The organism is Chryseobacterium sp. SORGH_AS_0447 (assembly GCF_030818695.1).
Taxonomy (GTDB): Bacteria; Bacteroidota; Bacteroidia; order Flavobacteriales; family Weeksellaceae; genus Chryseobacterium.
In genome coordinates, this window is the sequence record NZ_JAUTAR010000001.1 from 1957334 (window position 1) to 1970779 (window position 13446).

Annotated in this window: 9 protein-coding genes; all 9 read left to right on the top strand. The window is 43.3% G+C overall.

Features of this window, described 5'->3' with window-relative positions; all coding sequences use genetic code 11:
* Nucleotides 1–65: 65 nt before the first annotated feature.
* The gene (ilvN, locus tag QE422_RS09170; protein WP_307457104.1) at nt 66–656 is read left to right on the top strand and encodes an acetolactate synthase small subunit; all 591 of its coding nucleotides are present in this window, start codon (nt 66–68) and stop codon (nt 654–656) included.
* 106 nt (nt 657–762) lie between these two features.
* On the top strand, nt 763–2244 hold the full coding sequence (gene ilvC, locus QE422_RS09175) for a ketol-acid reductoisomerase (RefSeq protein ID WP_307457107.1): 1482 nt from the start codon (nt 763–765) through the stop codon (nt 2242–2244).
* A gap of 12 nt (nt 2245–2256) precedes the next feature.
* Complete coding sequence (gene ilvA / locus QE422_RS09180; RefSeq protein ID WP_307457110.1) at nt 2257–3519, top strand: threonine ammonia-lyase IlvA; 1263 nt, start codon at nt 2257–2259, stop codon at nt 3517–3519.
* 487 nt (nt 3520–4006) lie between these two features.
* Nucleotides 4007–4234, top strand: a complete 228-nt coding sequence (locus QE422_RS09185) for an NAD(P)H-binding protein (RefSeq protein WP_307457111.1) — start codon at nt 4007–4009, stop codon at nt 4232–4234.
* Between the two features lie 52 nt (nt 4235–4286).
* Nucleotides 4287–4886, top strand: a complete 600-nt coding sequence (locus QE422_RS09190; protein WP_307457113.1) for a hypothetical protein — start codon at nt 4287–4289, stop codon at nt 4884–4886.
* Nucleotides 4887–5481: 595 nt separating this feature from the next.
* Entirely contained in the window at nt 5482–6483 is a 1002-nt protein-coding gene (locus tag QE422_RS09195) for an IS110 family transposase (protein ID WP_307457116.1), read from the top strand.
* A 753-nt stretch (nt 6484–7236) separates the two neighbouring features.
* Nucleotides 7237–8157, top strand: a complete 921-nt coding sequence (locus QE422_RS09200; RefSeq protein WP_307457118.1) for an AraC family transcriptional regulator — start codon at nt 7237–7239, stop codon at nt 8155–8157.
* 920 nt (nt 8158–9077) lie between these two features.
* Nucleotides 9078–10691, top strand: coding sequence for a T9SS type A sorting domain-containing protein (locus QE422_RS09205; RefSeq protein ID WP_307457121.1), 1614 nt, complete (start codon nt 9078–9080; stop codon nt 10689–10691).
* Nucleotides 10692–10696: 5 nt separating this feature from the next.
* On the top strand, nt 10697–13441 hold the full coding sequence (locus QE422_RS09210; RefSeq protein ID WP_307457124.1) for a hypothetical protein: 2745 nt from the start codon (nt 10697–10699) through the stop codon (nt 13439–13441).
* Nucleotides 13442–13446 lie beyond the last annotated feature (5 nt).

The window sequence follows — 13446 nt, forward strand, 5'->3', positions numbered from 1 at the left end:
AAAGTTAAGAAAGATTATATCTAAACCTCAACCTCAAGCTTAGCCTCAACCTAAATAAAACCATCATGGAAAAAGAAGAATTCACCATTACCCTATATACCGAAAACTCAATCGGATTGATCGGCAGGATCGCCGGGATTTTTTCGCGTCGAAAGATCAATATCGAAAGCCTGAACACCTCGCCTTCGGAAGTGGACGGCATCCACCGGTTTACCCTGGTAATTACCGAAAATGAAGAAGTCGTAAGAAAACTATGCCGGCAGCTAGAAAAGCAGATCGACGTGCTAAAGGCTTATTACAATACCGATGACGAAATCGTATGGCAGGAGCAGGCATTATACAAAGTTCCCGCAGATGTCGTAACGGAAAAAGTCTATGTCGAGAGATTGCTGCGGCAGTACGGCGCTTCTACGGTCGTGATCCGGCAGGACTATATCGTCTTCGAAACTGCAGGACACCGTGAAGAAATCGACCGGCTGACCGAAGAGCTGAACAAATACGGACTGATCGAATTTGTACGCGGGGCAAGAATCGCGATTATCAAAAACAGCGCGGGGATTCATGACAAAGTCCTTCAGTTCGAGAACCGGGAACCTTCTCCGCACCTGGTGGAAAACGAATATCTCGACCAGAGAGACCATGTTTTTACCATGTAGATAAAAAGACACAAAAAGCATAAAACTTTGTCAAAGATTTCAACTTTGACAAAGTTAAGTTCATCAAAATCAATCATCAATCATCATTTATCAATAATCATTAGACATGTCAAATTACTTCAATACCTTATCACTCAGAGAACAGCTTCACCAATTGGGACAGGCGGAATTTATGGAAAGCTCGGAATTTTCCGACGGCGTGGATGCCCTCAACGGTAAAAAAATCGTGATCGTAGGCTGCGGTGCCCAGGGACTTAACCAGGGACTCAATCTTCGGGACAGCGGACTGGATGTTTCCTACGCATTACGCCAGGAAGCCATCGATCAGAAAAGGGATTCGTGGAAAAACGCGACCGAAAACAATTTCAAGGCCGGAACCTATGAAGAACTGATTCCCACCGCAGATCTGGTGATCAACCTTACACCGGACAAGCAGCATACTTCCGTGATCAATGCCGTGCAGCCTCTTATGAAACAAGGTGCCACTTTATCCTATTCTCACGGTTTTAATATTGTGGAAGAAGGAATGCAGATCCGTAAAGACCTTACGGTAATTATGGTGGCCCCGAAATGTCCGGGCTCCGAAGTCCGTGCCGAATATCTCAGGGGATTCGGGGTTCCGACCCTTATCGCGGTTCATCCTGAAAATGATCCTCAGGGAAAAGGCTGGGCCGAAGCCAAAGCCTATTGTGCAGGAACCGGCGGCCATAAAGCCGGGGTGTTGAAATCCTCTTTCGTAGCGGAAGTAAAATCCGATCTGATGGGAGAGCAGACGATCCTTTGCGGACTGCTGCAAACAGGTTCCATCCTTTCATTCGATAAAATGGTAGAGAAAGGAATCGATCCCGGATATGCTTCCAAACTGGTGCAGTATGGCGTTGAGGTAATTACTGAAGCCCTGAAGCACGGCGGCGTAAGCGGAATGCTGGACCGGTTGTCCAACCCGGCCAAATTAAAAGCCTTCGAGCTTTCGGAAGAACTTAAAGAGATCATGCGTCCTTTATTTCAGAAACACCAGGATGATATCATTTCGGGTGAATTTTCCAAAACCATGATGGAGGACTGGGCCAACGGCGATGCCAACCTGTTGAAATGGCGTGCGGAAACCGGTGAAACGGCTTTTGAAAAAACGCCGGCCGGAAAGGTGAAAATCGCGGAGCAGGAGTATTTCGACCATTATCTTTTGATGTCGGCATTCATCAGAGCCGGGGTAGAACTGGCTTATGAAACCATGGTGGAAGCCGGAATAAAGCCCGAATCCGCTTATTATGAATCGCTGCATGAAGCACCACTGATTGCCAATACCATTGCCCGTAAGAAACTGTTTGAAATGAACCGGGTGATTTCGGATACGGCAGAATATGGCTGCTACCTTTTCGATCAGGCCTGTAAGCCGTTGCTGGCAGACTTTATGAAAAAAGTGGATGCCGATCTTGCCGGAAAGAACTTTAATGAAGGAAAAGACCATTCGGTAGACAATGCACAATTGGTGCAGGTGAATGAAATATTGAGAAACCATCCGGTGGAAGTGGTGGGCCGAAAACTGCGTCAGGCGATGACCGCCATGAAATCCATCAAAACCGTTTAAAAAAGTAATAAGATGAGTGAAACGGTGATGCTGCCTACTCTGGAAGCCGTAAAAAAAGCCCGGAAAAGCATAGAACATGTCGTAAACTATACACCGCTGCAATACAGCCAACGGTTATCGGAAAAATTCGGAGCCCGGGTTTTCCTTAAAAGGGAAGACCTGCAGCCGGTGCGGTCGTATAAGCTTCGCGGTGCCTACAATAAAATCAACAGCCTGTTCCTGGAAGGGAAAACATCGGAAGGCATTGTCTGTGCCAGTGCAGGAAATCATGCCCAGGGCGTTGCTTTTTCCTGCCGGCAGTTGGGCATCAAAGGAACGATCTTTATGCCGGTCACTACGCCGAGGCAAAAGCTGGAGCAGGTGGAAATGTTCGGAGGAAAAGCCGTTGAGGTTCGATTAGCAGGAGATACCTTTGATGCTTCAAAAAAGGCTGCTTTGGAGTTTGCTGCTCTTTCAGGCGCCGCTTTTATCCATCCGTTCGATGATGTAAAGATTATCGAAGGTCAGGCTACCCTGGCCCTGGAAATCCTGGAGCAGCAGCCGGAAATGATTGATTTCGTTTTTATCCCGATCGGCGGAGGCGGCCTCGCTTCCGGAATTGCGACGGTATTTAAATCCCTTTCCCCCGAAACCCAACTGATCGGTACGGAACCGAAAGGAGCGGCTTCCATGAAACTTTCGATGGCCAATAAGGTGAATACGGAACTCCCGGAAATCGACAGTTTCGTAGACGGTGCGGCCGTGAAAAGGGTAGGAGACCTGAATTTCGAAATCTGCAGACAGGCATTGGCAGACTGCGTCGCTGTGGACGAAGGCAGGATCTGTGATACGATCCTCCAGATGTACAACAGGGACGCTGTCGTGCTGGAACCCGCCGGCGCCCTGTCGATTTCGGCTCTGGATCTGTATAAAGAGCAGATCAAAGGTAAAAATGTGGTCTGCATCGTCAGTGGCAGCAACAATGATATTACGAGGATGGAAGAGATCAAGGAACGGGCACTGCTCTACAAAGGGCTGAAGCATTATTTTATGGTCAAGTTCCCGCAGCGGCCTGGTGCCCTCAAAGATTTTGTACTCAACGTTCTGGGTTCCGATGATGACATCACCCACTTCGAATACACCAAGAAAAATTCCAGGGAAACCGCTCTCGCCGTAGTCGGCATCGAGCTTTCAGACCCATCCGGTTTTGACGGACTGAAATCCAGAATGCAGCAGCTCGGCTATTTCGAATCTTACCTGAATGACAATCCGGATGTGCTGAATATGCTGGTGTGATTTGAACCGCAAAAGGAGCAAAAGATATTCATACGGCGTAATAAAGTTGAATATAAAACGCGTAGCAGCATACAAAAATTCTTAAAACCTCGGAGAGGTTTGTGAATTCATTTTATACTATATATACTTTAAAGCAAGCTTTAATTTTTATAATCTACAATGTAAACAAACAGCAATTATCGGTGGCTGAGGATACTCAAAGCCACCATTGTCTGTGAAAGTCTGAGGTTTAAGCATCTCACAGATTTTGCAGATGACGCAGATAAAATGCAAGGACATCCGTATGGGATAGCCACAATAAATATCAAGCAGATATATCATTTGAAAATTTAGTTTTAAGATAAATGATACATTGTCTTATTGGTTCTGAAAAACAATGTAATATTGATATGACCCCAATCGGGAATTTCGGCTACAGAATTCTGACAATCGACTACACGCATCCTATGAAAAATACGGACCTTTGTTATATCAAAAAACAATTAAAATGAAAGTATTTGTTACAGGAGCATCAGGCTTCATCGGTTCAGCCGTCGTTCAGGAATTAATCGCTGCCGGCCATCAGGTAACCGGACTGGCCCGTTCGGAAGAATCGGCCACCGCCATCCTTAAGGCAGGTGCAGAAGTAATATCGGGAGGACTGGAAGATCTCGATATTTTTAAAACAGGGGGCTTCTCTGGCCGACGGGATTATCCACACCGCATTTATTCATGATTTTTCCCGGTATGACAAAGCCGGAGCGATCGACGAAACGGCCATCCGGATCATGGCTGAAGCAGTTAAGGAAAGTGGAAAGCCGATCGTGGTAACGGCGGGACTGCTGGGCCAGCCTTTGATCAACGGGTTTATTACCGAAGAAAGCCTGGCGGATAATTCGCTGAGAAAATCTGAATCGACAGCCTTGGCTTTGGCAGGAGAAGGCAGTAACATTTCAGTGATCCGTCTTCCGCCATCCGTTCATGACAAAGGCGATAAAGGCTTTGTGCCGTTCATCATCGCTCAGGCCCGGAAAAATGGGGTGTCTGCCTATCCGGCAGAAGAAAAGAACTGGTCAGCCGTCCACCGTCTGGATGCAGCGCGTGCCTTCCGACTGGCCGTAGAAAAAGGAGCGAGGGGCGCAGTATACAATGCGGTCGGTGATTCTTCCATTCCGCTTCGGGAAATCGCAGCGTTGATCGGTGAAAAACTAAACCTGCCGGTACAGGCGCTGTCAGAAGAAGAGCTAGCTAACCATTTCGAATGGCTCAGCCGTTTCATGGCCTTTGAAGGCTCAGCCACAGGAACCCGCACTCGCGAAGCCCTGAACTGGGAACCGATGCACCCGGGACTGCTGGAAGATATGAAAGAGAACTATTTTAATTCATAAAAACCGATGGCTGAGCGGAGCCGAAGCCACATTTAGTTATCCCTAAAATTTATTTTAACACAGAGAGAGTTTAATAGGTTGTGTATATTTTAGAACACACCAGATTAAAAATCAAAGATTTTTAAAAAGAGTTTAATTTGTTCATTCACTGGTGACTAAGCCTGTTGATGCCCTATAATGGCGTGGCTTCGAGTAATCTCAGCCACCGCTGTTGCCGTTCTTTTCAACAAAGGATTATAAAATCTTTGATTTTTTAAAAGCTTTTGTGCGCTTGTTCAACATCAGGCATCCAGCTTTAATTTGCAGAAAGCATCTCTTTTGTACTTTTGCGGTTAAAGAATTTCCCACAGATTCGCACAGATTTTCCTTTAGATTTGCAAAAGGATTTAGTATTAAATTAGAGTATAAATTATATTCTGAAGAACCAGAGAAAATAAAGTGAACTAAACAGATTTCTAGAACAGAACTATTCTGTGTATCAGACTTTATTTTCTCTTTTGAATTTCTGCCATTTAGAATATTAAGCATTGCGGCTTATTAAAGGTTTCAGCATGATTCAAATTGGTTCATCAGGATCAATCCTAAATCCAAATTTATGAAAACTTATTTTATTGGAATAGATATTTCCAAAAACACATTGGATATCTGTATGATTAATGATTCGGACAAGCAGGAAATTTTCTTTACGGTGGAAAATACGGTAAAAGGAATAGAAAGTATACTGGATAAGACTTTTTGTGAAGATGGTGAACTTCGGTATTGTTTTGAAAATACAGGGAACTATGGTTTACTTTTAGCAGGCGTGCTTGAGCAGAATGAGAAAACGTATTATCAGGTTCCGGCCCTTGCTATAAAGCTAAGTCAGGGAATCCAGCGGGGTAAGAATGATAAAACGGATGCCTTCAGGATAGCCCGTTATGCCAAGGTTCATTCCGATGAGCTTGTTGCTTCCCGGCTTCCTAAGAAAGGTCTTCTTAAAGTAAAGCATCTTCTCACTTACAGGAATCATCTGGTAAAGATCAGAACCCAATTTAAAAATCAGAAAAAGTCTTTTCAACATGCTGGAGAGGTTGCGGATGTAAGTTACCAGACAAAGCACATAACAGCCTATATAGAACAGCTTAATAAAGACATTGCCTCAACAGAAAAAGAAATACAGGATGAGATTGAAAACAGTGAAGATATCAGTAAGAATTTCGAAAAGATAACTAAAATAAAAGGAGTAGGCTTTCTTACAGCAGCTTATATGGTCGTACTGACTGATAATTTTACAAGTTTTAAAAATCCAAGGAAATTCAACTGTTATGCCGGCCTTGCCCCTTTTGAGCACAGCTCAGGATCAAGTATCAAAGGTAAAACGCAAACCTGTAAGCTTAGAAATAAAACAATAAAAACCATTCTCTTCAGTGGAGCCAATGCTGCTGTCATCCATGATGAGGAACTAAAAGCTTATTATAAAAGAAAAAAACAGCAGGGAAAGCCACATAAATCAATTATTAATGCGGTTTGCTGTAAATTAGTATACCGGATATTTGCGGTGATAAAAAGAGATGAACCTTTTGTAAATTTAATAAGATATAATTTGCATATGTCTTAGAATACACGGATGAAGGTATGATTGGCTTCGGCTCCGCTCAATCACCAGATGATTTTTTGTTTACATATTGTAAAGTATTAATTTAGTAAGCTACGTTTGTCATCCCGTAGGGATCTCACCATAGTATTAGAGAAATATATGGAAAGATTCGCATCTGGATTTCTTCGAAATGACAAAAGGAGTGTATTATGAAATAAAGTAATGATGATGATGTGGCTTCAGCTGTGCTCAGCTACCGCTGTTGCCATTCTTTTCAATTAATGACTATAAAAATCTTTATTTTTTTAACTTTTGTGCGCTTTTTTACCGTAAATCATGTAACCTTTTACGCAGAATCAATCTTTTGTGACTTTTGCGGTAAAAAGTCTCCCGCAGATTTTACGGATTTTTACTGATGGTTGAGCTTATCTAAAATTCAACGTTCCATTTGTTATTCCGTAGGTATCTCACATCGTATTAGAGAAACATATGGAAAGATTCGCGTCTGGATTTCTCCGAAATGACAAGAGGAGTGTATTATGAAATAAAGTACTGATGATGTGGCTTCGGCTCCGCTCAGCTCCCGCTAGTTGCCATTCGTTTTAACGATAGGGCATAAAAATCTTTGATTTTTTTCTCATGTGTTCTAAAATGTTTTCAAACTTTTATTCTTTATTCTGATGTGTCTTATATGTTAAAACCGGACTCAGTAAACTTTTTGCCGGAACCTCAAATCTCTATTCACCATTAAACAATAAACCGTACCTTCGAATCATGGAACAGCGACCCATCCAGAGAATAAAAACCATCAGCGAATTCCACCGGTTGCGTGGGTTTCCGCCGCCGGAACATCCGCTGATCAGCATTGTGGATTACTCAAAGATTGTGCATTCCGAAGACATCGGCGAAACCAGCTGGGTGCTGGATTTTTACCAGATCAGCATGAAAAGGGGAATGATGACGAAATTCAGGTACGGCCAGCAGGATTATGATTTTGATGAAGGCATCATGTTTTTCATGGCACCCCAGCAGGTCTTCCGGATTGAGGCGGAGAAAAATCCCAATACCGAACGCTCCGGCTGGATGCTGATGATCCATCCCGATTTCCTGTGGAATACGCCATTGGCGAACATGATCAGCCGGTATGCATTTTTTGATTATTCGGTGAACGAGGCCCTCTTCCTTTCCGAAAAGGAAAAAGAAATGCTGAACGCCATTGTCCGCACGATTGAGCAGGAGTACCGTTCTTTGATCGACGCGTTCAGCAAGCAGATTATTGTTTCACAGATCGAGACGCTACTTCATTATTCGGAGCGGTTTTACCACCGCCAGTTCATTACCCGGGAAAAGTCCAACCATGAAATCGTGGGCCGCCTGGATGCACAACTTTCGGCGTATTTTAACAGCTACGACCTGATCTCCAAAGGGCTGCCGTCGGTAAAATCCGTTGCGGAAGAACTGAACGTTTCCCCGAAATATTTAAGCGGCCTGCTGAAAGTCCTCACCGGGCAAAGCACCCAGCAGCACATCCACGACAAGCTCATCGAAAAAGCTAAGGAAAAACTTTCCACCACCAGCCTTTCCATCAGCGAAATTGCTTACCAGCTCGGCTTCGAACATTCCCAGTCCTTCAGCAAGCTCTTCAAAAGCAAAACCAAGCAGTCGCCGGTGGAGTTCCGGCAGGGGTTTAATTAGAAATAAACCGCACCAAAATATTAACGCAAAGACTTTCTCTCCTCGTTCTTAAGATAAAGTGAGCAAAGAAAGCGGCAAAGCCGCTGAAGAAGCGTTTGCCTATGCAGTCGCTTCATCCAATCAGCTTTGCTGATTCCATCTTTGCCTGCTTGAATTATAAAGTAGGAAAATCAAACCTTGGCGTCAAAAAATCAAAAAAATAAGTTCTTTTATTTCATTTCTTCTTTTTTGAGTCCGTCGAGTTTTCAGTTTGTATTTATATAAGCACTAAAAAAATTAACCGGTTTGGTTTTTCTAGCGAATTTTATTCACCGGATATTTAAAAATCCGGAACATGAATCATCTGAAAACCAAGAATAGGAAATATAATATATCCATACTTTTTGATTAAAAGTCTTATTATCAAATATTTACAAAATATATTTTTGTGCGGTAAATTATTTTTTCTATTTTAGTCCCAAGATTTTAACGAAAACAAGCGTAAGCTATCATGTTGGGTCAAAGAAAACCGCTAAATTTCTTGAAAGGACAAAATTTTGATAGACTTACGCCCGTGTATCCATACGGCGCGGGCTGAGTCTTTCTTGTCCTTTAGGTTCTTAGCGGTACCTCTTTGCCAGATCGATTTTTGTCCCGCGCTTTTTTCATTAATCTTCCAACCCCATCACAAAAAAATTGCATCTTTAATTATATACGACACCTTTTGTCGCATATAGGGATTAGCTTTGCAAACCAGTAACAATTAATAGACAAAAAAACAAAACCATGACCAACTCTTACAGCATTCCGTTCTTTACGGAAACCCATCATGAAAATTCTTTACAATTGAGGATTCCCTTACTTTTTCAAGTATGATCCTCTTTAATTTCGTATCAAAATAATAACAATATTAAAACTCAATCAGCATGAAAAAACTCTCCATGAGTGCACTCACAATGTGCATGGTTCTGGGCGTTTCGGCCCAGGAAGTGGTCTGGCAGAAAGACATCCGATCCTCTACACAGGATTTCCTTTCACAAGTGACTACAAGTCTCGATAATCAGTATTTAATAACCGGAAGTTCGATCCGGCCTTCGACCGCTTCGAGAGCCTCAGGGGCCGCTACACCTACGGAAAGCAGCTCAAAACAAAACAATGGTTACGATTTTCACCTGGTAAAATTAAATTCTCGGGGAGAAGAAGTCTGGGAAAAATATTTCTCCGGGAAAAACCATGATTTTTTATCCGCTATCGTTAATACCCAAGAGGGCGGATTTTTGCTGGCCGGAACTTCCTACAGCGGAAAAGGCCTGGATAAGAAGGACGAATCGAAAGGTGGAAGTGATTTTTGGCTAATCCGGATCAATGAATTCGGTGATGAATTATGGCAGAAAACCATCGGCAGTGCCTCGGATGAAGAAGCCAGGGCGGTAATCCAGACGACGGATTTCAGATTTTTTGTAGCCGGGAATGTTAACTTCGGCTCCGGTCAGTTAACGGATAAGGGTTACGGTTCCAAAGATGTGCTGGTCGTGAAACTGGATAAAAACGGAAAAGAAATCTCCCAGCTTATTTTAGGCGGAAAAGGACTTGATGAAGTGGAGAAAATGATTCCTACTATTGACGGCGGAGCCTTATTAGGGATCTACTCAAGAAGCGGAGCGGTGGCTGGAAGTAGCAAAGCCATCAGCCATCAGCCAAAAACCACCTCCAATTACGGTGAAGGCGACTACTGGATCGTTAAGCTTAATAAAGACGGGAAAGTAGAATGGGAAAAGAACTTTGGCGGAAAAGGTGACGATCATTTGAGAACCCTTGCGATGACTTCCACGGGCTATCTGATCGGTGGGGAATCCAGATCGGAAAGATCCGGGAATAAAACCGTAGGTGTTGAAGAAGGAACTGACCTATGGTTAATCTCCATAAACATGAGAGGTGAAGAGGTCTGGCAGAAGTCCTACAATTTCAAGAACCGCGATGTGCTGATGGGCATGAGTGTTCTGCATGCTTCCGATGATAAAAATACGAAAGGGATTTTACTGGGCGGCTACACCCAGGCAGAAGGAAAGATTGAAACGGATGATGAAAAGTTCTGGATGCTGTACCTGGATCAGAACGGCAGTGAGCAGTGGCGAAAGCATGTCAAAGGCGAATCCAGCAAAAGAGAAGAACGGCTTTCGGATATTAAGCTGAACCGTGACGGTTCGATCATTTTGGCCGGAACCAGCGCCGAGGAACTTGGCAAAGAGAACTGGAAGATCGTGAAGCTGGGCGATAAGCAAATTGACCAATTGATCGAGAAGCAGGATATTAAGATTTACCCGAATCCGGTGAGTGATTATGCATATGTGGAGCTTGGGTTTGAGGGTCTGAGAGAAGAAGCGTTCGGAGCGGAGATCACCGTCTATGATATGGGTGGAAGACAGCTTCAGAGCATTAAAACAAAAAACAAAGTAACCAAGATTAATACGCAGCCGCTGGTTCAGGGGGCTTACCTGGTATCGGTGAAAACGGATGCAGGGAAAACGGCGAGCGCGAAACTTATAAAGAAATAACATCCATGAAGAACATATTTTTTAGCCTGTTAACAATCACAATCATTGGATTGACAGGAAAAATAGCTGGGCAAACAAACTCTTCTTTGCCTACTACTTCATCCTTTCAGAATTACATTAATGCAGGAGTTTCTCCGGCAACAGGGATTCCATCAATAAATATTCCTGTTTTTAATTTAGAAAGTTCAGATACAAATTTTCCGGTATCGGTCGCATTATCTTATCATCCATACAGTGCACTTGAAAATCCCGGGAGTGAAGTAGGCTCAGGATGGACGCTGTTTAAAGGAGGAAGTATCAGCAGGGCAATTATGGGGGATGTGGATGAATCGAAAAATATCAGCGATATTACCGAAAGCGAAGCCGATATTTTTTATTATACGATTCCCGGATATTCAGGAAAATTTAATATTCATAAAAGCACGTCCACAAATGATCTCGTCATCAATAACATCTCAGGGACGAAAGTGAAAATCGAATATACCCGGGATACGTCCAGTACGAAACTGGTGATCAACTCTTTTAAGATCACGGACGATAAAGGCTATCAGTATTTCTTTAATGATTATAATATCGGAACGTATTCTACGAATGCAGGAACAAAAAATCATAAGACGGGGTTTGAGCTTAATCAGGTAAAAGATGCCGGCAATCACGAAATCGTCAACTTCACCTATGATAAAAAAGTAAAGTATATTGGTACTTCCACGACTTTAAAGTATCAGTATTGTAAAGTAAAAGATATCATCACTTCCAAAGGAAAAATTACGTTCACCTTCGATTACAATTCATCATATGACAATAACAGCCTGAATCCGACAAATGATCCCTATTCGGTAAAAAACGTTATTTTGACAGATAAACAAGGGGTGACCATTTCCAAATACAAATTTGTATATGGAACACTTGAAAATGAAAATAGATCACTTGTCTCACTAAAAAAAATGGACAGGAACCTTGCTCTTAGTGAACAAACTGATTTTGAATATAATGATATATATAATACAGACTACAGTACACAGGCCGGGGGATTTTGCAGTAAAGTAGGAGCTTCCTACAGCTACCCTAAAAATATCCTGAAAAAAATAACCTTTCCTACAAAAGGATATATCGTATACGAATTTGAAGCCAATGAAATATATATAGACAGAAGCAATGCTAACTATTCTGGTTATAATTACATGGCCGACCCAACTGTTCAGTATTACGGGGAAACGGTTATTCCTTATAATACTGCTAATTCGTTAACTTATACATTCCAGGTCAATGGAAATTCAGGGTTACAATATCCTGTTTATCTAGCAAGCGGGTCAAATCATGACGGTATTATAACAGATCTTGACAATCCTCCACCGCTTTTAACTTTTACCGTAAAAAATGCTTCGGGAACCGTAATGACCAAAAACGATGATGTGGATTGCAGCAACCCGAACTACAGCCTTTATCCCGGAACGTACACCATTACGACAAATAATCCGCCCGATGACGGGGTTTTTGTATTAAAGCAGCTCCAGTCATTACCCATCCCTTATAACAACAGATATGTTGAAGGGACCGGGGCAAGAATCAAGGCGATACGTTCCTATGATTCGGACGGAACCCTGGTGAAGACCAAAAAATACGAATATAATTCTTTTACCAATCCAATAGATGGCACCGGTTTTATCTATGATTCCGAGCTCACAGATCCTACTGCCTTGTCAATATCCCGTTTTGTGCTGTACAAGAATGTAAAGGAAACCGAAGTTTCCGGCACCCAAAATAACGGTTCGATCCGTCACAGCTTTAAGATCCCTGAAGATTATAAAGATGCCGGGGGCAACTACCTGTTCTTTAACCTGACCAGCCAGGCCCTGGAGGAGAAGAGAGAAGTTTTTGACAGCAGCGGCCAGCTTCAGGAAAAGACAGAATATGCGTATACGATCAATAATATCCCGGGGGCATCGGGACATGCGTTAACCCCTAATTATTCCTATATCCCCGGCTTTATCCGGTTTACCAGGGAAACCGGTACGGAAATGTACGGCCCGGCTTCGCGGGTGACCATAAGTGAGGTGACCATCAGCCCGGATAACTTCCAGCCGATTATTTCAAAGCTGATTACCCACAACGGCGATGTACAGGAAACATCCACCAAATATGCACTGGATCTGGGAAACACAAGGCTGATAAACGCCAACCTTATTTCGGTGCCCCTGGAAACGGTAACCAAAGAGAACGGCGAAATTTTTGCCACCAGCCAAACAGTTTTCGGGAACACCAGCCATTTTTACCCTACGTCGGTTATTGTGACGGATCTTGCGCAGAATCCTGAAACCCAAATGACTTTCGATCTGTATGATGCTTCGGGAAATTTGGTACAGTTTACCGATAAAGCGGGAAACAGCGTAACAACACTGTGGGGATACAACCAGACCCTGCCGATTGCGCAGATCACAGGTGCAAAGTATAATGACATTGCTTCCCTTTCCGTGGTGACGGCAGCCATTGCTGCCTCCAACGACGATGCCGCCGATCCGGCTAATGAAGGAGCCCTTCTTACTGCGCTGAACAACCTGCGTCTTGCCTCCCAGCTGCAGGGCTATACCATCACGGCAACCACCTATGATCCCCTGATCGGTGTCACCAATACCATCGCTTCCAACGGCATCCGGCAAAGCTATGAGTACGATGCGGCAGGCAGGCTTTTGAAGGTAAAAAACAGCCAGGGACAGGTGCTTAAAGAAAACCAGTATAATTATAAACACTAATGATC